Source organism: Bacillus cereus group sp. Bc031, from assembly GCF_027716265.1.
GTDB lineage: Bacteria > Bacillota > Bacilli > Bacillales > Bacillaceae_G > Bacillus_A > Bacillus_A paranthracis.
In genome coordinates, this window is the sequence record NZ_JAQFUL010000005.1 from 1 (window position 1) to 24,148 (window position 24,148).

Sequence of the window (24,148 nt, forward strand, 5' to 3'; positions counted from 1 at the left end):
GCATGTATTAGGCACGCCGCCAGCGTTCATCCTGAGCCAGGATCAAACTCTCCAATAAAGTTAGTTTGTCTAGCATCTAAAATAAAAATTGACGTTTCACGTTGTTTGTTTCGTTTAGTTTTCAAAGTTCAACATCGCGTTTCAGCGACTTTTATAATATATCATAGTATATTATTTTCGTCAACAAGTTTTTTCGATAACTTATATCTCTCATTTGCTGACTCTGCCTATTATATAGGCTTTCCCTTCCCTATGCAAGTATTATTATAAAAAAATAAAGAGGGGAGATATCTCCCCTCTTATTCTTCTGAAGAAACCTCTTCGCTCGTTTCTTCCTCATCATCTTTTTGTGCTTTTGCTACTGTCGCTACCTCTTGCTCATCCTCTAATCGAATTAGACGAACACCTTGTGTATTACGTCCCATTTGAGAGATTTGATCAACTGGCATACGAATAATAACACCCGCTGCTGTAATTAACATAATATCTTCTTCACCTGTTACAGATTTAACAGCTACTAATTTCCCGTTTTTATCTGTAATATTACAAGTCTTCAGACCTTTACCACCACGGCTTTGCAAGCGATATTCATCAATCGGCGTACGTTTTCCATAACCATTTTTCGTTACAATTAAAACATTTACATCCTCTTCGACAATTTCCATACCTACAACTTGATCTTCTTCACCTAATGTAATTGCTTTTACACCAGCCGCGTTACGTCCCATAGAACGCACATCTTGCTCGTTAAAACGAATTAACATACCATTGCTTGTTCCTACAATAATATCCTTATCACCAGATGTTAAACGTACAGATATTACTTCATCCTCTTCACGAAGAGAGATTGCAATTAAACCATTCGTACGGATATTTGCAAATGATGAAAGTGGTGTTCTCTTAGAGATACCTTGTTTTGTTGTGAAGAATAAGAATTCATCGTCACCAAATTCACGAATTGGAATAATGGCGTTAATCCATTCACCCTTATCTACACCTAATAGGTTAATAATAGGTATACCTTTCGCTGTACGACTATACTCTGGGATTTCATATCCTTTCGTACGGTATACTTTCCCCTTATTAGTGAAGAATAGAATATGATCATGCGTAGAAGTAGTTAATAAATGCTCTACGAAATCATCATCATTTGTCCCCATTCCTTGCACACCACGTCCACCACGGTTCTGTGTTTTATACGTGGAAGCTGGTAACCTCTTAATATAACCATTATGAGTTAACGTAATGGCGATATTTTGTTCTGGAATCAAGTCTTCATCTTCAATAGACTCCATACCACCAATTGTAATTTCTGTGCGTCTCTTATCATTGAAGCGCTCTTTTACTTCCGTTAATTCTTCACGAATAATCTCAAGAACCTTTTCTTCATCTGCTAAGATTGCTTTTAATTCAGCGATTAACTTCATTAAGTCCTGATATTCTTGTTCAATCTTTTCGCGTTCTAAACCTGTTAAACGTTGCAAACGCATATCTAAAATAGCTTGCGCTTGTTTTTCACTTAAGCCGAAACGTTCCATTAAACCTTGCTTTGCAATTTCCGCTGTTTTCGAACTACGAATTAATGTAATAACTTCATCCAGATGGTCTAAGGCAATTCGTAATCCTTCTAAAATATGAGCACGCGCTTCTGCTTTTTCTAGTTCATAAGCTGTACGTCTACGAATTACTACCTTTTGATGTTCCAAGTAATGATATAAATTTTGTTTTAAGTTCAGCACTTGTGGCTCTCCATTTACAAGAGACAGCATGTTAATACCGAAACTTGTTTGAAGTGCTGTATGTTTATATAAGTTATTTAATAATACATTAGCATTGGCATCACGACGTACTTCCATAACAATACGCATACCATTTCGATCTGATTCATCACGTAAATCTGTAATACCTTCAATTTTCTTATCGCGAACTAATTCTGCAATTTTTTCAATTAATCGCGCCTTATTTACTTGATAAGGTAGTTCCGTTACGATAATAGATTGTTTGCCATTTGACTTCTCCTCAATTTCAACTTTAGCACGAAGTATAATAGAACCGCGTCCTGTTTCATACGCTCTACGAATACCACTTCTTCCTAAAATTAAACCTGCCGTCGGGAAATCTGGTCCTGGAATGCACTCCATTAATTCTGCAATAGTAATATCAGGATTATGACTTAATGCCAATACCCCATCAATTACTTCGCCAAGTTGATGCGGCGGAATATTCGTTGCCATACCAACTGCAATACCTGTCGTACCATTTACTAGTAAGTTAGGAAAACGCGCTGGTAATACAATGGGCTCTCTTTCAGAACCATCATAGTTATCTTGATAATCAATCGTATTTTTTGAAATATCACGTATTAATTCCATAGAAATCTTAGACATTCTTGCTTCTGTATAACGCATTGCTGCCGCTGAATCTCCATCGACAGATCCAAAGTTACCATGCCCATCAACAAGCATATAACGTTGACTGAAATCTTGCGCCATACGTACCATCGTTTCATAAACAGCTGAATCACCATGAGGGTGATACTTACCGATTACTTCACCAACAATACGTGCTGATTTCTTATACGCTTTATCAGCCGTAATTCCTAAATCATTCATCGCATATAAAACCCTACGATGCACAGGTTTTAATCCATCACGAACATCTGGTAATGCACGAGATACGATAACACTCATTGCGTAATCTAAAAATGAGGTACGCATTTCATGACTAATATTAATTTCTCGAATTCGTGCTTGTTGTTGATTGTCTGACATCAACGAGCACCTCCTCTTACATTTCCGTTACACATACATTGATTTATATGTAGAAGACAGGAATACTCAGATTCCTGTCATTACTCATTTAAATATCAAGGTTTTTCACGTATTTTGCATTTTCTTGGATAAAGTTACGACGTGGCTCTACTTTATCCCCCATTAAAATTTCAAATGTTTCATCTGCCTCAATTGCATCTTGAAGGGAAACTTGAAGTAATGAACGCACTTCTGGGTCCATTGTCGTTTCCCAAAGCTGGGTTGGGTTCATTTCTCCTAAACCTTTGTAACGTTGGATACCAGGTTTAGGTTGAGCTGGTAATTCAGCTAAAATCTTTTCAAGCTCTTTCTCATTATAAGCATATTGAATTTTTTTACCTTGTTGTACTTTAAACAACGGTGGCTGTGCAATATAGATATAACCATGTTCAATAATTTGACGCATATAACGATAGAAGAACGTTAATAATAGGGTACGAATATGCGCACCATCTACGTCGGCATCCGTCATAATAATAACTTTATGATAACGAGCTTTCTCGATATCAAAATCGCCGCCAATGTTCGTACCAATTGCAGTAATAATTGTACGCACTTCATCGTTAGATAAAATTTTATCCAATCTTGCTTTTTCAACGTTAATAATTTTACCTTTTAGCGGTAAAATCGCTTGGAAGTGACGATCACGCCCTTGTTTTGCTGATCCACCGGCAGAGTCACCCTCTACAATGTAAATTTCACTAATTGCTGGATCTTTCGAAGAGCAATCTGCTAATTTACCAGGTAAACTTGAAACTTCTAATGCGCTCTTGCGGCGTGTCAATTCACGTGCTTTTTTCGCTGCAACACGTGCACGTGCTGCCATCGTACCTTTTTCTACGATTTTTCGTGCAACATTCGGGTTTTCTAGTAAAAACTTTTCAAATGCCTCTGAAAACACAGACTCTGTAATCGTTCTTGCTTCACTATTCCCAAGTTTCGTCTTCGTTTGTCCTTCAAATTGTGGGTTTGGATGTTTAATTGATACAATTGCAGTTAAACCTTCACGAACATCCTCACCCGTTAAGTTACTGTCTGCATCTTTTAAAATACTATTTTTACGTCCATAATCGTTAATCACACGAGTTAAAGCTGTTTTAAACCCTACTTCATGTGTTCCACCTTCATACGTATGAATGTTATTCGTAAATGAGTAAATATTATTTGTATATCCTTCGTTATACTGTAAGGAAACCTCAACTTGAATACCATCTTTTGATCCTTCTACATATACAGGTTCTTCATGGATTGGTTGTTTTGAGCGATTTAAATGCTCGACGTATGATTTAATTCCACCTTCATAATGGAATTCTTTCTTTTGCTTATGTTCACGTTTATCTTCAATTGTTAATTTAATATTACGATTTAAAAATGCTAATTCACGCATACGAGTTGCGAGCGTATCAAATTCGTATACTGTTGTTTCCTGAAAAATTTCTGGATCTGGTTTAAATCGAGTTATCGTTCCTGTTTGATCTGTGTCACCAATGACTTTTAAATCCGCAACCGGAATACCTCTTTCGTATTTTTGATAATGGATTTTACCTTCACGATGTACAAATACCTCTAGTTCTGTTGATAGGGCATTTACTACAGATGCCCCAACACCATGCAAACCACCAGAAACTTTATAACCGCCGCCGCCAAACTTACCACCAGCATGAAGAACGGTCATAATAACCTCTACAGCAGGACGTCCCATTTTTTCTTGTATACCAACTGGAATACCACGTCCATTATCCGTTACACGAATACTATTATCTTCTTCGATACTAACGTTAATTTCATCACAGTACCCTGCAAGTGCTTCATCAATACTATTATCGACGATTTCCCATACAAGATGGTGAAGTCCTTTTCCGCTTGTAGATCCAATATACATACCAGGGCGTTTTCGAACTGCTTCTAGCCCTTCAAGTACCTGTATTTGACTTTCATCATATGAATTTTCTTGCATTTGCTTTTGTTCCATTGACACAAAGATCACCTACTTTTCCATTTAAACAGGGATTACGCCCTATCTATTTCACAATCTACCGTGCCGTTCGTTACATGAATTGTTTTCGCTTCTTTTAATGTTTCGTGTTCAATTCCGTCGACACTCGTCGTTGTCACAAATGTTTGCACTTTTCCTTGAATTGTATTTAACAGATGCGATTGACGATAATCATCTAATTCTGATAATACATCATCCAATAGAAGAATCGGATATTCTTTAACTTCTGAGTAAATCAATTCAATTTCAGCTAATTTTAGGGACAGTGCGGTCGTTCGTTGTTGTCCTTGCGAACCAAAGACTTGAACATTTTTACTATTAACGAAGAATTGTAAATCATCACGATGAGGACCAATTAAAGTCGTACCACGGAAAATTTCACGTTGTTTCACGGATTGAAAACTTTCATAGTATACTTCTTTTATTTTCGACAAATCCATTGATTCTGATACATCTACACTCGGTTTATAGACAATTTCTAATTCTTCTAACCCACGGCTTATACCACGATGAATTGGAGCTGCCCATTCTTGTAGTAAATGCAAAAATTCAAAGCGTTTTTGCAAAATTTTTGTACCATGCTCAATAAGTTGAAGTGTAAATACATCCAACATCGTTTCCTCATTCTTACTATTCCCTTGCATCTTTTTTAGCAAGTGATTTCGTTGTGTGAGCACCTTTTGATATTGACTCAATTCATACAAATAGACCGGAGCTATTTGGCCTAATTCCATATCTAAAAAGCGTCTTCTTACTTGAGGGCTTCCTTTTACAAGATTTAAATCTTCTGGGGCAAACATGACAACATTCATCACGCCAATATATTGACTCAATTTTTGTTGTTCAAGTTGATTTAATTTTGCCTTTTTACCTTTTTTCGAGATATTTAATTCCAAAGACAAAGAACTATTTCTCTTTTGTAACTTTCCTTTAATTTGACCGAAATCTTCATCCCAACGGATAAGCTCGCGATCATTAGAGGTTCTATGAGATTTCGCCATCGCTAAAACATAAATAGCTTCCATCAAATTCGTTTTCCCTTGCGCATTCTCGCCGATAATTACATTTACCTTATCTTCAAAGAAAAGCTCTAACTTTTCATAATTGCGATAGTTTTTTAATTGTATTTCTGAAATAAACAAAGGGCTCCCCCTTTATGACTGAACTTGGAAACTTCCGCTTCCTGGAATTTCAATAATATCGTTCGCATATAGTTTGCGACCTCTTCTATTTTCAAGTTCTTGATTCACGTACACTTCATATTCTTGTAAAAACCATTTTACAGCGCCACCTGTATCAATTACATCGGCTAACTTTAAAAATTGCCCTAGTGTAATATACTCTGTTGAAATTTTAATACGTTTCATAAAATCGCTCACTTTCTGAAAGTGTTCATTCTTTCATTGTACTAAATAAACTAGCATTAGGAAAGTAATACCCAAAAATCAAATAAGGGCTACTAGCATCTGAAAACTAGCAACCCTTATTTCTTACTTAGTAAGTACGAACCGGTAAAATTAATTGAATAATGGATTCATCATTTACTGTACGAATTAAGAATGGTCTCATTGCTCCAGTAAAGCTAATCTTAATTTCAGTACTATCTAATGCTTTTAGTGCATCCATCATATATTTTGCACTAAAAGATATTTTTAACTCTTCTCCATCTACTTTTTCACATTGAACTTCTTCTACTACTTTTCCGATTTCTGGTGAATTCGAGGAAATTTCTAGCATTGCCTGCTCTAAAGTTGATAATTTTACAACATTATTACGACCATCTCTTGCTAAAAGAGATGCACGATCAATTGCTTGTAAAAATTCTTTTGTATTTACAAAAATATCTGTTTTACTCTCCGCTGGAATTAAGCGAGTTGTATCAGGGTAATTTCCTTCTAACAATCTTGAGAAGAATAATAAATGTTTTGTACGGAATAATACTTGATACTCCGTAATAACGATATCTACCATTTCTTCAGACTCATCTAGAATTTTGCTTAATTCATTTAAACTTTTTCCTGGAATAACAACATTTGCTTGGAACTCATCTGCAATGCCTTCGATTTTTGCTTTTCGAAGAGCTAGTCTGTGACTATCTGTAGCAATGCCAGTTAGTTCGCTGTTATATACCTTCCAGTTTACACCTGTCAAGATTGGTCTTGTTTCAGAAGTGGAAACTGCAAATACAGTTTGTCTAATCATATGTTTAAGTAAATCCGTTGGAATCTTAAAAACATGATGTTCTTCAATTTGTGGTAACAATGGATATTCTGCAGAATCTAAACCATTTAAATTAAACTCTGATTTTCCAGAAGTTATTTTTGTCATCAAATGATTTTCCACAGAAATTTCTACAGTTTCTTTAGGCAATTTCTTTACAATTTCACTAAAATATTTAGCCTGTAAAACAATACTTCCTGATTGATTCACTTCTACGATTTCTTTTCCATTCTCTTCAACTGGAATGAAAGATTCAATTGAAATATCAGCATCGCTTCCTGTTAATGTAACTCCTTCTTCCGTAGCGACAACTTTAATCCCCGTAAGGATCGGAATTGTTGTACGAGAAGAAACAGCCTTCATTACATCTTGTACACTTCTTACAAGATAGTCTTTTTGTATTGTAAAACGCATAAAGAAAAACCTCCGGTAAGTATAAGATTTTATTTAATTAATAAAGATAAAAAATAGTAGTAATAGTAATAGGGCTTGTGGATATGTGGATAACCCTGCTAAAGGATGTAAAAACAGTCTATCTACATGTGGATAGACTGTGCGTAAAACAAGGAAAGTTATTCACACTATTCAGCTACTACTTTAAAATATCGTTAATTTCTTCAACTTGCTTTTGTAATTGCGTATCCGTCTTAAGTAGCTTAGAAATTTTTTCATGAGCATGGATAACTGTTGTATGATCACGTCCACCGAATTCTTCACCTATTTTAGGTAAGGAGGAGTCTGTCAGTTCACGTGATAAGTACATTGCAATTTGGCGAGGGAAGGCAACTGATTTCGTTCGCTTTTTCGCCTTGAAATCTTCCAATTTTACTTGATAAACATCTCCGACAGCTTTTTGAATATCATAAATGGAGATAATTTTTGGTTTAGAATTTGGAATAATATCTTTAAGTGCTTCGGCTGCTAAATCAGCATTAATATCTTTGTTAATTAAAGATGAATAAGCTACAACTCGGATGAGTGCACCTTCTAGTTCACGAATATTTGAATCGATTTGATTTGCAATATAAAGCATGACCTCATTTGGTATATCAAGTCCTTCAGCCTTTGCCTTTTTGCGCAAAATTGCAATCCGCGTTTCTAAATCTGGTGGCGTAATATCCGTAATGAGTCCCCATTCAAAGCGAGAACGAAGACGATCTTCTAAAGTTGGAATTTCTTTTGGTGGCCGATCACTGGAAATTACAATTTGTTTACTTTCTTCGTGTAATGCATTGAATGTATGGAAAAACTCTTCTTGAGTTTGTTCTTTTCCCGCTAAAAATTGAATATCATCTATCAATAAAACATCCACATTGCGGTATTTATTACGAAAATCGACAGCTTTATTATCACGAATAGAATTAATGAATTCATTTGTAAATTTTTCTGATGATAAATATACAACTTTGGCATTTGGGTTATGTTCAATTACATAATGACCAATTGCATGCATTAAATGGGTCTTTCCAAGTCCAACTCCCCCATAAATAAAGAGGGGATTATATGCTTTAGCTGGCGCTTCGGCTACGGCCAATGAAGCAGCGTGAGCAAAACGGTTACCAGAGCCAATAACAAACGTATCAAACGTATATTTTGGATTTAGCATACTCTGTGGTAAATGATTAGAATCATCTTGTGCTGAATTCGGTTTAGAAGGAGGAAGATCAATCTCCTCTTCAGCTTGACTTTGGGGAATAATAAAGCGAATAGCTAATTTTGCCCCTGTTAAATCATAAAGTGTTTCTGAAATTAGCTCTGAATAATGAGATTCTAGCCAATCGCGGGCGAATTCATTTGGAGCCGTAATTGTTAATACATCTTTCTTTAAATTATGTGCGGTCGTTGATTTTAACCATGTTTCATAACTTGGTTTACTGACCTTTTTTTCTAGTTCTTTTAAGGCGCTGTTCCATAAATCAGAGATGTTTTCCAAAGGTGTCCCTCCTTTACTAAGATGGTAAAAGAATAAGGTTGCGCAACAAATGTACAACCTAAATAAATATAAAATGTATATTTATACGAAACGTATTTTTAAAACCTAAAAACGTCGTTTGTATATGAGATAGGGTTTTCGACAAAAAAAGCAAATGTGGATAATTATTTACCCACATGTGATTAAAACTGTCCACATGTTATACACAAATTGTGGATAAGATAATGATGTGGAAAACTTATTCAAAGTGAAAACACAACTATAATATCAAAAAAAAGTAGCTATAGCAATGAAATTAAGAAAGTTATCCACAAAATCAATACCTTGTGGAATAAACTTGTCCACAACACGATATACTGTGTAAAAGTACGAAAAGAGTTTGTGGATATAAAAAACAGAAAAAACATTTATCCACAAGGAAATATAGCGTCTGTGAAAAAGTATGTGAATAGGTTCAAAATGAATATTTGATGAAAATTTCTAGAACCATTGACATTTTCCTAGTTGATTAACTATAATTTATAAGACTGTCTTTAACAGATATTCCTCAGGGAGGTGTCATATAATGAAAAGAACTTACCAACCAAATAAACGTAAGCGCAGCAAAGTACATGGTTTCCGCAGCCGTATGAGCACAGCGAACGGACGTAAAGTGCTAGCAGCTCGTCGTCGTAAAGGAAGAAAAGTATTATCTGCGTAGACCACTGATCGTTCAGTGGTCTTTTTTTCTAATAATAGTGAATTTCCGCTGATGAACTACAGGAGTGTCAATTGATATGAAGAAAAAACATCGTATAAAAAAGAATGATGAATTCCAGACGGTTTTTCAAAAAGGAAAATCGACTGCGAATCGTCAATTTGTTGTGTATCAACTAGATAAAGAAGAGCAGCCAAACTTTCGTATTGGCCTTTCTGTCAGCAAGAAAATAGGAAATGCAGTAGTGCGTAACCGAATTAAACGTATGATTCGCCAGTCGATCACAGAATTAAAAGATGAGATAGATTCTGGAAAAGATTTTGTTATAATAGCAAGGAAGCCTTGTGCAGAGATGACATATGAAGAATTGAAGAAAAGCTTAATTCATGTCTTTAAACGCTCTGGTATGAAAAGAATAAAAAAGTAGCGTAAGGAAATGAATTACACTATATACATACCGATACAAGGAGGAGTAGGCTTTGAAAAAGAAATTAGGTTTACTAGCCATGGTTGTTGCATTAATGGCGATTACTGCTGGCTGTAGTGAAGTAAATCAGCCAATTACACCAAAAAGCACTGGAATTTGGAATGAATACTTCGTATACCCGCTTTCTCAGTTAATTACGTATTTTGCCAACTTATTTGGTAGTAATTACGGTTTAGCGATTGTTGTTACAACTCTTATTATTCGTTTTGCATTATTACCATTAATGATTAAACAAACGAAGAGTACGAAAGCAATGCAAGCGTTACAACCAGAAATGGTGAAGTTAAAAGAGAAATATAGTTCTAAAGATCAAGCAACGCAGCAAAAACTACAACAAGAAATGATGCAGTTGTATCAAAAAAATGGTGTAAATCCATTAGCAGGATGTTTACCAATCTTTGTTCAGATGCCTATTTTATTCGCGTTTTACCATGCGATTATGAGAACATCAGAAATTAGTAAGCATACATTCTTATGGTTCGACTTAGGACAAGCAGATCCGTTATATATTTTACCGGTTGTTGCAGCAATTACGACATTTATTCAGCAAAAACTTGCTATGGCAGGAACTGCTGGTCAAAATCCGCAAATGGCAATGATGATTTGGTTAATGCCAATCATGATTTTAATCTTTGCAATTAACTTCCCAGCTGCATTATCACTTTACTGGGTTGTTGGTAATATCTTTGGTATCGCTCAAATGTACTTGATCAAAGGGCCGGAAATTAAGGCTAGTAAGGCAGGAGGATCAAGCAAGTGAGTATAATTACTGCTAAAGGACAAACAGTCGAGCTGGCAGTACAGGATGCTTTAAGGCAATTAAATGTTTCAAAAGACCGAGTAGATATAAATATTATCGATGAGGGTAAGAGAGGGTTCTTAGGTTTATTTGGGAACCGACCTGCAGTAGTAGAAGTTGTATTGAAGAAAGATCCAATTCAAGAATGTGAAGAATATTTAAAAAATGTTATTCACGATATGGGTGTGGAAGCTGAGATTAGTAAAATTGTAAAAGGAAGAGAAGTTGAATTTACAATTTACGGCGAAAATGTAGGTGTTTTAATTGGGAAAAGAGGAAACACCTTGAATTCTTTACAGTATTTAACAAAACTTGTGGCGAATCGTAATACGAAGCAGTACATTGGTATCACATTAGATGCTGAAAATTATCGTAGTAAAAGAAAAGCTACGTTAGAAGCACTTTCTTATCGATTAGCAAAACAAGTGGTAAGTACGAATACGAAAAAAAGAGTTGTATTGGAGCCTATGCCATCTTTTGAACGAAAGATTATCCACCAAGCATTATCTAATCATCAAAATATCATTACAACTTCTGAAGGAAAAGAACCACATCGACATGTTGTAATATCTTCCAAGTGACCGGTTACTCAATTGAGTGCCGGTTTTTTTGAGGGAAAAATAGGTGTGGATAACTAAAAACACTAAACTTATCCACTGTGAATAAGTTTAGTGTTTTTTACATGAGGACATAATAAAATGAGTTATTATTCTTTTGTAGATAGGTTCGTTATGGTATTCTAATAATTTAGTGAAGAAAATAATCATGTTGAAATAGAGATAAATAAGCAAGTGAGGTGAAAGGACATGGAATTTGATACAATTGCCGCGATTTCCACAGCGCTTGGAGAGGGTGCAATTGCCATTGTTCGAGTAAGTGGGGATGATGCGGTTGAAAAAGTTAATCGTATTTTTAAAGGGAAGGATTTAACAGAGGTTCCTTCTCATACAATTCATTATGGTCATATTGTTGATTTAGATACAAATCAGGTTATTGAAGAAGTAATGGTGTCCATTATGCGTGCACCAAGGACTTTTACACGTGAAAATATAGTAGAAATTAACTGTCATGGTGGACTTGTTTCGGTAAACAAAGTATTACAGCTTATTTTAGCGCAAGGGGTAAGATTAGCGGAGCCTGGTGAATTTACAAAACGTGCTTTTTTAAATGGCCGTATTGATTTATCACAAGCAGAAGCTGTTATGGACTTAATCCGTGCAAAAACAGATCGTGCAATGAACGTAGCGATTAATCAAATGGAGGGACGATTATCTAAATTAATCGGCCGTCTGCGTCAGGATATATTAGAAACGTTAGCTCATGTTGAGGTAAACATAGATTACCCGGAATATGATGATGTGGAAGAAATGACACATAATATTTTAATTGAGAAAGCTACACATGTTCGTGCTGAAATTGCAAAAATATTAGAAACATCAAAGCAAGGAAAGATTTTACGTGAAGGTATTGCTACTGCAATCATCGGTAGACCTAATGTTGGGAAATCATCGCTATTAAATAGTCTCGTTCAGGAGAAAAAGGCAATTGTAACTGATATTGCAGGAACAACTCGTGATGTTATTGAAGAGTACGTTAATGTGCGTGGTGTACCACTTAAACTTATAGATACGGCCGGAATTCGTGAAACAGAAGATGTTGTTGAACGAATTGGTGTAGAGCGTTCAAAAGAAATGATGAGTCAAGCTGATTTAGTGTTAGTTGTAGTTAATTATAGCGAAGCTTTAACGAATGAGGATAAAGATCTATTCCGTGCCGTACAAGGAAAAGATTTCATTGTTATTGTAAATAAGACAGATTTACCGCAAGCAATTGATATGGAACGTGTTATAGAATTAGCAGCGGGGAATCGTGTTATTACAACGTCGTTAATTGAGGAACAGGGAATAGATGAGCTTGAAACGGCAATCGCTGATTTATTCTTTGAAGGAACAATTGATTCTGCAGATGTAACATATGTTTCTAATGCGAGACATATTGGATTATTAACACAAGCAGGAAAAACAATTGGAGATGCAATTGAGGCGATAGAAAATGGTGTTCCAATTGATATGGTGCAGATTGATTTAACAAGAACGTGGGAAATACTTGGTGAAATTACTGGTGACACCGTTCATGAGAGCTTAATTGACCAGTTGTTCGCTCAATTTTGTTTAGGAAAATAATATAGTGATGTTTCAGAAAGATAGAGATTATTAGGAGGAATAAACAATGGGATACAATGCCGGTTCATACGATGTCATAGTAATCGGTGCAGGTCATGCAGGATGTGAAGCTGGTCTTGCGGCAGCACGAATGGGCTCCAAAACATTAATGTTAACAATTAACTTAGATATGGTAGCGTTTATGCCATGTAACCCTTCTGTTGGTGGACCAGCAAAAGGGATTGTTGTTCGTGAAATTGATGCATTAGGCGGAGAAATGGGACGCAACATTGATAAAACGCATATTCAAATGCGTATGTTAAATACAGGTAAAGGGCCAGCTGTACGTGCACTTCGAGCACAAGCAGATAAGTTCTCTTACCAGCATGAATTAAAGAAAACAATTGAAGAAACACCAAACTTAACGTTGTTCCAAGGAATGGTAGAGCGTTTAATCGTTGAAGATGGCGAATGTAAAGGGGTAATTACGCAAGCTGGTGCTGAATATACAGCAAAAACAGTCGTAATTACGACTGGTACGTTTTTACGTGGTGAGATTATTATGGGAGATTTAAAATATTCGAGTGGTCCAAATAATCAACAACCATCTATTACGTTATCAGAACATTTAGAGGAGCTTGGATTTGATCTTGTTAGATTTAAAACAGGTACACCTCCGCGCGTAAATAGTAATACGATTGATTACAGTAAAACAGAAATTCAGCCAGGTGACGATAAGCCACGCGCTTTCTCTTTTGAAACGACAAAGTTTATTATGGATCAAATTCCATGTTGGTTAACGTATACAAGTACGGAAACACATCGTTTAATAGATGAAAACCTACATCGCTCAGCTATGTATTCTGGTATGATTAAGGGAACAGGTCCTAGATATTGTCCTTCAATTGAAGACAAAGTAGTAAGGTTTAATGATAAACCACGTCATCAAATTTTCTTAGAGCCAGAGGGACGTAACACACAAGAAGTGTACGTACAAGGTTTATCCACAAGCTTACCAGAAGACGTACAGCGTGATATGCTTAGAACAATCCCTGGTCTAGAAAATGTTGAAATGATGCGTACAGGTTATGCAATTGAATATGATGCAATTGTGCCAACGCAACTATGGCCAACACTTGAAACAAAAAAAATTAAAAATTTATATACAGCAGGACAAATTAACGGAACTTCTGGTTACGAAGAGGCGGCAGGACAAGGGCTTATGGCCGGAATTAATGCAGCATGTCGTTCTTTAGGTAAAAAAGAAGTTATTTTAGGTCGTGAGGATGCTTATATTGGTGTCTTAATTGATGATCTTGTAACGAAAGGGACGAATGAACCATATCGTTTATTAACGTCTCGTGCAGAGTATCGTCTATTATTACGCCATGATAATGCAGATCTTCGTTTAACTGAAATTGGTCATGAAATTGGATTAATTAAAGAAGAACGCTATGAGCGATTTACAAATAAAAAATTACAAATTGAACAGGAAAAGGAACGTTTAAGTAGCATTATTATTAAACCACGTCCTGAAGTTCAAGAATTAATTCGCAATATTGGTGGAAGTGAATTGAAAGATGGAATACGTGCAAGTGACTTATTACGTCGTCCAGAGATGACATATGAGCATATCCATCTTTTAGTACCAAGTGAAGTAGAATTAAGTGATGAAGTTACAGAACAAGTTGAAATTCAGATTAAGTACGAAGGATATATCGAAAAATCTTTACAGCAAGTAGAGCGTATGAAGAAGATGGAAAGTAAAAAAATTCCTGTCGATATTGATTATGATGCGATTTCTAGCCTTGCATCAGAAGCTAGACAGAAATTGAAAGATGTTCGTCCACTTTCAGTGGGGCAGGCTTCACGTATATCGGGCGTAAATCCAGCAGACATTTCCATTTTACTTGTGTATATTGAACAAGGAAAAATTGCGCGAGTATCGAACCAATAAATAGTAAGGAGATATTGTTAGATGAACATAGAACAATTTCAATCTATGCTAGAAGAGAAGGGTATCACCCTCTCTTCTAGACAGTTAGAGCAGTTCGAAATCTACTTCGAAACATTAGTAGAATGGAATGAAAAAATGAATTTAACGGCTATTACGGAAAAAGAGGAAGTATATTTAAAACACTTTTTTGATTCCATTACAGCTGCTTTTTATTACGATTTTTCAAAACCATTCTCAATTTGTGATGTTGGCGCAGGAGCTGGATTCCCAAGTATTCCTTTAAAAATCTGTTTCCCGCATTTAAAAGTGACGATTGTAGACTCATTGCAAAAACGTATTAATTTCTTAAATCATTTAGCACAAAAGTTGGAATTGAGTGACGTCGCGTTTTGTCATGATCGTGCTGAAACATTTGGAAAAAAAGAAGGTGTACGTGAAGCGTACGACATTGTAATGGCACGTGCAGTCGCACGTCTTTCAGTATTAAGTGAGCTGTGTTTACCACTTGTAAAAGTTGGGGGAACATTCATTGCAATGAAAGGTGCTGCAGCAAATGAAGAAATTGAAAATGGCAAGTATGCTTTAGAGGTGCTAGGCGGGGATTTAAAAGAAATGTCTACGTTCCAATTACCATTTGAAGAAAGTGAACGTAATATTTTATTAATCGAGAAAAAGCGCAAGACACCAAAGAAATATCCACGCAAACCGGGAACACCCAATAAATTACCTATTGAAAAATAAATCTTATTAGACGTAAGATTAAATTATATAAATGAAAACGTAAATGTTTCATAGGAAACATTTTATGGAGAATAGTCAATAGGCCTAAAGGTGGTGGAATATGTATGAAAAATACGTTTTCTCGTTTATTTGGCTTTGGAGATAAAGAGAGCGAATTCGAATTACAAGACGAAAGCCATGAAGAAATAGATAAAAAGGTATATGAAGAAATACAAGAAATTCCGATAGTAAATATTACCCCTAACCGTTATCAACCACGAACAGTTTTTGATGACGCGCGTATTGAGGAACTAGCATTAACGATTCGTACACACGGACTTATTCAGCCAATTGTTGTGAGGCAATATGAGGATGAGAAGTACGAGATTATTGCTGGAGAAAGGCGTTTCCGTGCAGCAACAAAGTTAGGGTGGGAAAAGGTTCCTGCAATTATAAAAAACTTAAATGATACAGAAACAGCTTCTGTGGCTTTAATTGAAAACTTGCAACGTGAGGAACTAACAGCAATCGAGGAAGCTGTGGCATATCAAAAGCTAATTGAGTTACATAATTTAACGCAAGAAGCATTGGCACAAAGACTCGGAAAAGGACAATCCACAATCGCAAATAAGTTGCGATTGTTAAAGTTGCCTGAAGAAATAAAAAATGCGTTATTAGAAAAAAGTATTACAGAACGCCATGCCCGTGCGCTCATCCCTTTAAAGAATGAGGAATTACAACTGAAGGTTTTACAGGAAATTGTGGAGAAACAACTGAATGTAAAGCAAACAGAGGAACGAATTGCGAAATTACTAGAGGAAGCAAAACCGAAGCGTAAGGCAAAGCAAAAAGCAGTAAGTCGAGATACGAGAATTGCCATGAATACAATTAGGCAGTCATTACAAATGGTTGCTGACAGTGGTTTAAATGTTAATTCTGAGGAAGAAGAGTTTGACGAGTACTATCAAATTACAATTCAAATTCCGAAGAAAAAATAATAATGGTGTTTTAGAGACCTGATCCTATTGGATAGGTCTCTTTTACTATATTTTCTTGTTAGATGAAGAAGGAGTTTACAAATAAATTTTGAAGTTTAATAAGGACGTAAAAGAAAAACTTTTATTTCATGTTACAATAAACGTAATTGTTACTAGAATAAGATAGAAAGGTTGAAAGTAGGTGACATCATGGGAAAAATCATTGCTATAGCCAATCAAAAGGGTGGCGTTGGAAAAACAACAACATCTGTTAATTTAGGGGCTGGATTGGCACAAGTAGGTAAAAAGGTCCTTCTTGTAGATATTGATGCTCAAGGAAATGCAACGACGGGTGTGGGAATTGAAAAATCCGAATTAGATCAATGTATTTACAATGTTCTTGTGGAAGATGCAGATGTTCAAGGGGTTATACAGAAAACCGCAACTGAAAACTTAGATGTTCTACCCGCTACAATTCAATTAGCAGGTGCTGAAATTGAATTGGTACCGACTATTTCCCGGGAAGTACGTTTGCAAAGGGCATTACAGCCAGTTCGTGATGAATATGATTATATTATTATCGACTGTCCCCCGTCCTTAGGGTTATTAACGATTAATGCATTAACTGCAGCAGATTCTGTTATTATTCCTGTTCAATGCGAATATTACGCACTAGAAGGGTTAAGTCAGCTATTAAATACAGTTCGACTTGTGCAAAAGCACTTAAATAAAAATCTAGCAATTCAAGGCGTATTGCTAACAATGTTAGATGCCCGTACAAATTTAGGGATTCAGGTTATAGATGAAGTGAAAAAATACTTTAGAGATAAAGTATACCGTTCGATTATCCCTCGTAATGTTCGTTTGAGTGAAGCACCAAGTCATGGGAAACCAATTATGCAGTATGACGCTAAATCAAGAGGGGCAGAAGTATATATAGATTTAGCAGAGGAAGTGATTGCAGGTGGCTAAAGGATTAGGAAGAGGAATCAATGTGTTTTTTCCTGATTTAGATGTGAAAGAAGAAGAGACAATTCAGGAGATTACGATAACTGAATTAAGACCGAATCCATATCAACCACGTAAACACTTTAATAAAGAGGCGATTCAGGAATTATCGGCCTCTATTAAAGAGCACGGCATATTACAACCATTAATTGCTAGAAAGAGTATTAAAGGATATGAAATTGTTGCAGGTGAAAGAAGATATCGTGCTGCTAAAGAAGCGGGACTCGAAAAAGTACCTGCCGTTGTAAGACAATTAAATGAGCAGCAAATGATGGAGTTTGCATTGCTTGAAAACTTACAACGAGAAGATTTAAATCCAATGGAAGAAGCAATGGCATATCAAATGTTAATGAATGAGCTAAATGTGACGCAAGAACAATTAGCAAAACGTCTTGGTAAGAGTAGACCTTACATTGCAAACTATACGCGATTATTAAGCCTCCCTTCTTTTGTGCAAGATATGATTGCAAACGGTCAACTTTCAATGGCTCATGGGAGAACTTTACTTACGATAAAAGATGAAGAGCAGTTGAAATCTTTACTGAAACGAATTGAAAAAGAAGGATTAAATGTTCGTCAATTAGAGAAAATTGTTCAGGAGATTAATCAACGCGTTTCACGTGAAACAAAACAAGTAAAAAAAGAGAGAAACATATTTTTCGTAGAACGCGAAACGTTCTTAAGAGAAAAGTTTGGCACAGAGGTAAAAATTAAAGAAACAAAAAAGGAAAAAGGTAAAATCGAAATTGAATTTTTCAATAAAGAAGATTTAAATCGCATTTTAGAATTATTAGCGCAGCAAAACTAAAAAGCAAACCATCTTATTATTTATAGATGGTTTGCTTTTTTTAATACAGATAATTTTTGGTCTGTTTCTTTTATGCTTTGTGCAATTACATCAGCCATTTTCATAACTAAACTTAATCTTGTATTTTGCAGAACGAAAAACTCCATAAAACCATTTAGATTTACGATGCCATGAATATGTAAATCACCAACTGCTGGTAATTTCTTGTTCATCGCAGCTCCGGGTTTACTAGGCCCCATTCCGGTAGTGATGGAACCGATACTTTGAGATTTTCCTAAACAAGCATCAACCGCAATGATAAATGAAGTAGGATTATCTTTCTGTATATTCTGAATTTTTTCTTCTAAATTTAGCGCATGTACTGGTTCATCTAGTGTGCCGAAAACTTGGAAGTTTGTAATTCCTACTTGTTCTAGTTTCGTACCGACTAACGGACCGAGTGCATCTCCTGTGGAACGATCTGTTCCGATACAAACGAGAATGATTGGTATATGAGTTTTAATAGGGATATGGGAAAGTAAGAAGTTACTAATTGTCTCGGAGGCTTCTAAATCTTGGTGCATAACATTTTGAGTTTCTTTTTCGAAAAAAGGTAAGCGAAAACTTCCAATATTCATGAAGCACCCATCCTTTTAATAAATTTTCAAAATATGTTATATGGTGAGTAAAATGGAAAACTATAAGTGCGTACTTGCTGTAAAATTTAAGTGAGAACGGAAATAATAGTACTAGTATATATATATTCGTTCCATTTTATACCTGCATGGAGGTTAACAAATGGAATTAAAGTCATAAAATTTTTTCAGCAATTAGGAGACTTCTGATACAATAAGAAGGATAACTAAAAAGAAATTTTGGCTGGAGAGGTAGAGGTACATGGATGTATTAACGAAGTGGTTTAATGCTACGAAACAGTATTTACTAGATGCTGATCGTTGGGCTCATATTGGAATTGCGACATTAAAAATATGTATCATTTTAACAATTGGTGCAATTGTAGTGCGAATTGCAAGAGCGGTTGTACGAAATGCGTTTCGTATGGGAAGTCGTTCTCCAATTCAAATTTCAGAACGTCGTACAGTTACAGTAGCGAAGTTACTTGAAAATATTGTGGCATACGTTGTTATGTTCATTATGTTAATTGCGATTTTAGGTGTGTTTAATATTAATGCATCAGGTTTATTAGCCGGTGCTGGGGTAATTGGTTTAGCAGTCGGATTTGGTGCTCAAAGTTTAGTGAAAGATGTTATTACAGGGTTATTTATCTTGTTAGAAGATCAATTTTCAGTTGGTGACTATGTGAAAATTGGTCAGTTTGAAGGTGTCGTTTTAGAAATTGGACTTCGTACAACGAAAGTGAAAAGTTGGACAGGTGAAATTCATACTTTACCAAACGGAAGTATTGTTCAGGTTACCAACTATTCAGTTAGTAATAGTGTAGCATTTGTTGACGTATCTATTTCGTATGAGGCTGATATAGCAAAAGCAGAGCAAGTCATTGAAGAATTATTAGAAGAATTACCTGCACAATATGAGCAAATGGTAACAACGCCTCAGTTATTAGGCGTGCAAACATTAGCTGCATCAGAAGTTATATTACGTGTTATTGCAGAAGTAGAGCCGATGCAACATGCAGTTATTGCAAGGGCACTTCGTAAAGAAATTAAAAATCGTCTAGATTTACATGGTATTGAAATTCCATATCCACGTATGGTTTTATATAATCGTGAAGAGTTAGTGAGTGGAAAAGCAATTTAATATGGAGAGGGGTTTGGAGAATGGAGCAAAAGCAGTATAACTTGTACGATGTTGTGGAAATGAAGAAAGCCCACCCATGTGGGGAGAATCGTTGGAAGATTATTCGTATGGGAATGGATATCCGCATTAAGTGCGAGGGATGTGACCATTCAGTAATGATTCCTCGAAGAGAGTTTGATCGTAAGGTGAAAAAAATACTTGTGAAGCACGAAGAATAGAGAGAAAGTAACAGTTACAGTGGGTAGCTGTTACTTTTTTTCGTTTGGAGGAAACTTGTCATTTTTTTCGTTACTATCTATAATGATGAAAGATTGAGACATAGGAGTGAAAAATATGGGATTAACGGCTGGGATTGTTGGATTACCTAACGTAGGAAAGTCCACTTTATTTAATGCAATTACACAAGCAGGAGCAGAATCTGCAAACTATCCATTCTGTACAATTGATCCAAACGTAGGAATTGTAGAAGTACCAGATGAGCGTTTAAATAAATTAACGGAATTAGTAGAACCGAAAAAAACTGTTCCGACTGTATTTGAGTTTACTGATATTGCAGGTATCGTAAAAGGTGCGAGTAAAGGTGAAGGTTTAGGAAATAAATTCTTATCTCACATTCGCCAAGTAGATGCAATTTGCCAAGTTGTTCGTTGTTTTGAAGACGAAAATATTACGCATGTTTCAGGTAAAGTAGACCCAATTGATGATATTGAAACAATCAACTTAGAGCTAATCTTAGCAGACTTAGAATCTGTTGATAAACGTATCGAACGTGTTGCGAAATTAGCAAGACAAAAGGATAAAGAAGCAGTATATGAGCATGAAATTTTAGTACGTTTAAAAGAAGCTTTTGAAGAGGGTAAACCAGCTCGTACTGTTGAATTTACAGAAGAGCAAATGAAGATTGTTAAAGGTCTTCATTTACTGACAACGAAAGAAATGTTATACGTAGCAAACGTAAGCGAGGACGATGTTATCGATCCTTCTGAAAACAAATACGTACAAATGGTAAAAGAATTTGCTGCAAATGAAAATTCTCAAGTAATCGTTGTATGTGCAAAAATCGAATCAGAAATTGCTGAGCTAGACGAGGAAGAGAAAAAAGTCTTCCTTGAAGAACTGGGCATTGAGGAATCTGGTTTAGATCAATTAATTCGTGCTGCATATGATTTATTAGGACTTGCTACTTACTTCACAGCAGGTGTGCAAGAAGTACGTGCATGGACGTTCAAACAAGGTATGAAAGCACCACAATGTGCCGGCGTAATTCATACAGACTTTGAGCGTGGATTTATTCGTGCAGAAACAGTTTCTTACGAAGACTTAATGACAAACGGTTCTATGACAGCTGCAAAAGAAGCTGGTAAAGTTCGTTTAGAAGGAAAAGAGTATATCGTAAAAGACGGAGACGTTATGCATTTCCGTTTCAACGTTTAATTTAATATTTCCTAGGAAAAAATAAAGATATGAACTTGGCAAATATATTATGTGTTTGCCAAGTTTTTTATGTATGGGTGAGTTGATTCATCTAACTTACTATGATATAATCTAAACTCGTGAGTAATTACTATAAATTAATTGCTCCTTGCCCATTACGGGCCGTTTAGACCAAAAGGAGGTGAAAGTGTAATGAGAAAGTACGAAATTATGTACATCATTCGTCCTGGCGTTGAAGAAGAAGCTCAAAAAGCTTTAGTTGAACGTTTTGCAGGTGTTTTAACAAACAATGGTGCAGAAATCATTAACACGAAAGAGTGGGGTAAGCGTCGTTTAGCTTACGAAATCAACGACTTACGTGAAGGTTTCTACATGATCTTAAACGTGAATGCTAACGCAGAAGCGATTAACGAATTCGATCGTTTAGCTAAGATCAACGAAGATATCCTTCGTCATATCGTTGTTAAAGAAGAAGAAAAATAATTGATATATAAGGGAGAGTGGTTCGATTGATGAATCGTGTTATCCTCGTTGGTCGTTTAACTAAGGACCCTGACTTACGTTACACGCCCAATGGTGTTGCAGTAGCTACTTTTACGTTAGCTGTGAATCGCGCATTTGCGAATCAACAAGGTGAGCGTGAAGCTGACTTTATTAATTGTGTAATATGGCGTAAACAAGCAGAAAACGTAGCAAATTATTTGAAAAAAGGTAGCTTAGCAGGCGTAGATGGACGTCTTCAAACTCGTAATTACGAGGGACAAGATGGTAAACGTGTATACGTAACAGAAGTTCTTGCGGAAAGCGTACAATTTTTAGAGCCGCGTAATGGCGGTGGGGAGCAACGTGGTTCATTTAATCAGCAACCATCAGGAGCTGGTTTCGGTAACCAAAGCTCTAACCCATTTGGTCAATCTAGGAATTCAGGCAACCAAGGTAACCAAGGTAACTCTGGATTTACGAAGAATGACGATCCATTTTCAAATGTAGGTCAACCGATCGACATTTCCGACGACGATTTACCGTTCTAATACAGTAAATTTGTTAGTTTTAACAAAGAATGGAGGGAAATAGACATGGCAGGACGCAAAGGTGGACGTGCGAAACGTCGTAAGGTGTGTTTCTTCACAGCTAACGGCATCACTCGCATCGATTATAAAGATGTTGATTTATTAAAACGTTTCGTTTCTGAGCGTGGTAAAATTTTACCTCGTCGTGTAACAGGAACAAGCGCAAAATACCAACGCAAACTTACAGTTGCAATTAAACGTGCTCGTCAAATGGCACTTTTACCATATGTTGGTGAATAATAGCGTATGAAATGCACAGTAGAGTCGGACTCTACTGTGCATTTTGCTATGCTTTTCTTTTTTGAAAGAGAGGTTAAAATGTGAAGCAAGTGAGATTTATTACTGAAGGAGCCGCGTTGTTGGCTATATATGTAATGTTATTGTTTATATCTATGTATGTTCCGATTTTAGGTACAGTTGTAACGTTTGCGTTGCCGTTGCCATTTATATTGTTAACGATAAGATATAAATTATCGAATGTATTTGTAATTTTTACGGCTGCATTTTTAATTGCTGTTTTTGTAAGTCAGCCGATAGGTCTAGTAAAGACGGTCGTATTTGGGTTGATGGGTATTGTTTTAGGGTGCATGTATAAAAAACAAAGAAAGCCATTGGAGATTTTAATAACCGGTTCACTTGCATACTTAATCAGTATTATGCTCATTTATGTTGCCAGTATAAAGTTTTTTAACATAGATTTTATAAAGCAAATACAAAATATGTTTAATAAAAGCATAGTGCAAAGTGAAAAGATAGCAAGTGTTGCTGGTATGCCGATTAGTAAAGAGCAAAAAGAGTTATTTGTACAAATGAATGATATATTACAAGCGGTATTCCCGAGTATACTTGTGATGGTTTCTGTATGTCTTTCTTGGATTACCATAATAATATCAGGTAGTACTTTAAGAAAGCTAAAGCATGATGTTATACCTTGGCCTAAGTTCAAAGATATACAATTACCAAAGAGTATTGTTTGGTATTACGTTATATTTATTTTGCTATCAACTTTTATAAAAGTAGAACCGACATCATATTTACATATGGTATTTTCTAACCTATATGTCATATTTGCTTTATTACTAGTGCTGCAAGGCCTGACGTTTATCACTTTTTTAGCGCATAGCAAAGGTTTTACGAAAGGGGTTCCTATTATTAGTTTTATCGCCTGCATGTTTATCCCGATGCTGTTTCCTCTTGTGACAATCTTAGGTATAATTGATTTAGGGATTTCATTGCGTTCTAAAATAGGAGGATAAAATAATATTCCTTATACTATTTTAATCTGTATTACTAACTGGAAGATAAGTTAGTT

General features: G+C 35.8%; 24 protein-coding genes. 17 read left to right on the plus strand and 7 right to left on the minus strand.

The features are described from left to right. Positions 1–299 precede the first annotated feature (299 nt). The 6 genes from gyrA to dnaA form a co-directional block, all read right to left on the minus strand. The gene (gene gyrA, locus PDQ33_RS03200) at positions 300–2,771 is read right to left on the minus strand and encodes a DNA gyrase subunit A (RefSeq protein ID WP_001282851.1); all 2,472 of its coding nucleotides are present in this window, start codon (positions 2,769–2,771) and stop codon (positions 300–302) included. Between the two features lie 88 nt (positions 2,772–2,859). Continuing rightward, positions 2,860–4,782 carry a DNA topoisomerase (ATP-hydrolyzing) subunit B gene (gene gyrB / locus PDQ33_RS03205; protein ID WP_000435993.1) on the minus strand — a complete coding sequence of 641 codons (1,923 nt, stop codon included), beginning with the start codon at positions 4,780–4,782 and terminating at the stop codon, positions 2,860–2,862. Positions 4,783–4,820: 38 nt separating this feature from the next. Continuing rightward, the gene (gene recF / locus PDQ33_RS03210; RefSeq protein ID WP_270754801.1) at positions 4,821–5,948 is read right to left on the minus strand and encodes a DNA replication/repair protein RecF; all 1,128 of its coding nucleotides are present in this window, start codon (positions 5,946–5,948) and stop codon (positions 4,821–4,823) included. Positions 5,949–5,960: 12 nt separating this feature from the next. Continuing rightward, a complete protein-coding gene (gene yaaA, locus PDQ33_RS03215) occupies positions 5,961–6,173 on the minus strand; it encodes a S4 domain-containing protein YaaA (protein ID WP_000821367.1) in 213 nt (70 codons plus the stop codon). Between the two features lie 127 nt (positions 6,174–6,300). Further along, positions 6,301–7,440 carry a DNA polymerase III subunit beta gene (dnaN, locus tag PDQ33_RS03220; RefSeq protein ID WP_001212896.1) on the minus strand — a complete coding sequence of 380 codons (1,140 nt, stop codon included), beginning with the start codon at positions 7,438–7,440 and terminating at the stop codon, positions 6,301–6,303. 178 nt (positions 7,441–7,618) lie between these two features. Further along, positions 7,619–8,959 carry a chromosomal replication initiator protein DnaA gene (gene dnaA / locus PDQ33_RS03225; protein ID WP_000428025.1) on the minus strand — a complete coding sequence of 447 codons (1,341 nt, stop codon included), beginning with the start codon at positions 8,957–8,959 and terminating at the stop codon, positions 7,619–7,621. Positions 8,960–9,524: 565 nt separating this feature from the next. Between dnaA and rpmH the strand changes: the two genes are divergently transcribed. The 10 genes from rpmH (at position 9,525) to spo0J (ending at position 18,574) form a co-directional block, all read left to right on the plus strand. Further along, positions 9,525–9,659 (plus strand): 50S ribosomal protein L34, encoded by a 135-nt coding sequence (gene rpmH / locus PDQ33_RS03230; protein ID WP_000831901.1) that lies wholly within the window; start codon positions 9,525–9,527, stop codon positions 9,657–9,659. Positions 9,660–9,735: 76 nt separating this feature from the next. Then, positions 9,736–10,083 carry a ribonuclease P protein component gene (rnpA, locus tag PDQ33_RS03235; RefSeq protein ID WP_000726629.1) on the plus strand — a complete coding sequence of 116 codons (348 nt, stop codon included), beginning with the start codon at positions 9,736–9,738 and terminating at the stop codon, positions 10,081–10,083. Between the two features lie 52 nt (positions 10,084–10,135). Continuing rightward, positions 10,136–10,903 carry a YidC family membrane integrase SpoIIIJ gene (gene spoIIIJ, locus PDQ33_RS03240; protein WP_000727745.1) on the plus strand — a complete coding sequence of 256 codons (768 nt, stop codon included), beginning with the start codon at positions 10,136–10,138 and terminating at the stop codon, positions 10,901–10,903. Further along, entirely contained in the window at positions 10,900–11,523 is a 624-nt protein-coding gene (gene jag / locus PDQ33_RS03245) for an RNA-binding cell elongation regulator Jag/EloR (protein ID WP_270754795.1), read from the plus strand. The genes spoIIIJ and jag overlap by 4 nt, the downstream gene beginning before the upstream one ends. Positions 11,524–11,748: 225 nt before the next feature. After that, positions 11,749–13,125, plus strand: coding sequence for a tRNA uridine-5-carboxymethylaminomethyl(34) synthesis GTPase MnmE (gene mnmE, locus PDQ33_RS03250; protein ID WP_230673484.1), 1,377 nt, complete (start codon positions 11,749–11,751; stop codon positions 13,123–13,125). 46 nt (positions 13,126–13,171) lie between these two features. Next, positions 13,172–15,061: a tRNA uridine-5-carboxymethylaminomethyl(34) synthesis enzyme MnmG gene (gene mnmG / locus PDQ33_RS03255; RefSeq protein WP_000541033.1), complete on the plus strand. Its 1,890-nt coding sequence runs from the start codon at positions 13,172–13,174 to the stop codon at positions 15,059–15,061. 21 nt (positions 15,062–15,082) lie between these two features. After that, positions 15,083–15,802, plus strand: a complete 720-nt coding sequence (gene rsmG, locus PDQ33_RS03260) for a 16S rRNA (guanine(527)-N(7))-methyltransferase RsmG (protein ID WP_001019621.1) — start codon at positions 15,083–15,085, stop codon at positions 15,800–15,802. Between the two features lie 104 nt (positions 15,803–15,906). Further along, positions 15,907–16,779, plus strand: coding sequence for a nucleoid occlusion protein (gene noc, locus PDQ33_RS03265; protein WP_000799029.1), 873 nt, complete (start codon positions 15,907–15,909; stop codon positions 16,777–16,779). Between the two features lie 189 nt (positions 16,780–16,968). Further along, complete coding sequence (soj, locus tag PDQ33_RS03270; protein ID WP_000516114.1) at positions 16,969–17,730, plus strand: sporulation initiation inhibitor protein Soj; 762 nt, start codon at positions 16,969–16,971, stop codon at positions 17,728–17,730. Then, positions 17,723–18,574, plus strand: a complete 852-nt coding sequence (gene spo0J, locus PDQ33_RS03275) for a stage 0 sporulation protein Spo0J (protein WP_001051838.1) — start codon at positions 17,723–17,725, stop codon at positions 18,572–18,574. Before soj ends, spo0J begins: the two co-directional genes overlap by 8 nt. 20 nt (positions 18,575–18,594) lie before the next feature. On the opposite strand, the gene yyaC is transcribed toward spo0J, so the two are convergent. Continuing rightward, positions 18,595–19,191 (minus strand): spore protease YyaC, encoded by a 597-nt coding sequence (gene yyaC, locus PDQ33_RS03280; RefSeq protein ID WP_001020729.1) that lies wholly within the window; start codon positions 19,189–19,191, stop codon positions 18,595–18,597. Positions 19,192–19,450: 259 nt separating this feature from the next. Between yyaC and PDQ33_RS03285 the strand changes: the two genes are divergently transcribed. The 7 genes from PDQ33_RS03285 to PDQ33_RS03315 all read left to right on the plus strand — a co-directional run bounded on the left by PDQ33_RS03285 (position 19,451) and on the right by PDQ33_RS03315 (position 24,092). After that, entirely contained in the window at positions 19,451–20,332 is an 882-nt protein-coding gene (locus tag PDQ33_RS03285; RefSeq protein WP_000382911.1) for a mechanosensitive ion channel family protein, read from the plus strand. Between the two features lie 20 nt (positions 20,333–20,352). Next, complete coding sequence (locus tag PDQ33_RS03290; protein ID WP_000436051.1) at positions 20,353–20,550, plus strand: DUF951 domain-containing protein; 198 nt, start codon at positions 20,353–20,355, stop codon at positions 20,548–20,550. Positions 20,551–20,665: 115 nt separating this feature from the next. Next, positions 20,666–21,766 (plus strand): redox-regulated ATPase YchF, encoded by a 1,101-nt coding sequence (gene ychF / locus PDQ33_RS03295; RefSeq protein ID WP_000524669.1) that lies wholly within the window; start codon positions 20,666–20,668, stop codon positions 21,764–21,766. A 192-nt stretch (positions 21,767–21,958) separates the two neighbouring features. After that, the gene (rpsF, locus tag PDQ33_RS03300) at positions 21,959–22,249 is read left to right on the plus strand and encodes a 30S ribosomal protein S6 (protein ID WP_001233779.1); all 291 of its coding nucleotides are present in this window, start codon (positions 21,959–21,961) and stop codon (positions 22,247–22,249) included. A 26-nt stretch (positions 22,250–22,275) separates the two neighbouring features. Then, on the plus strand, positions 22,276–22,797 hold the full coding sequence (gene ssb / locus PDQ33_RS03305) for a single-stranded DNA-binding protein (protein WP_270754789.1): 522 nt from the start codon (positions 22,276–22,278) through the stop codon (positions 22,795–22,797). A gap of 45 nt (positions 22,798–22,842) precedes the next feature. Next, positions 22,843–23,076: a 30S ribosomal protein S18 gene (rpsR, locus tag PDQ33_RS03310; RefSeq protein WP_000918873.1), complete on the plus strand. Its 234-nt coding sequence runs from the start codon at positions 22,843–22,845 to the stop codon at positions 23,074–23,076. An 80-nt stretch (positions 23,077–23,156) separates the two neighbouring features. Continuing rightward, entirely contained in the window at positions 23,157–24,092 is a 936-nt protein-coding gene (locus PDQ33_RS03315; protein ID WP_270754785.1) for a YybS family protein, read from the plus strand. Positions 24,093–24,148 lie beyond the last annotated feature (56 nt).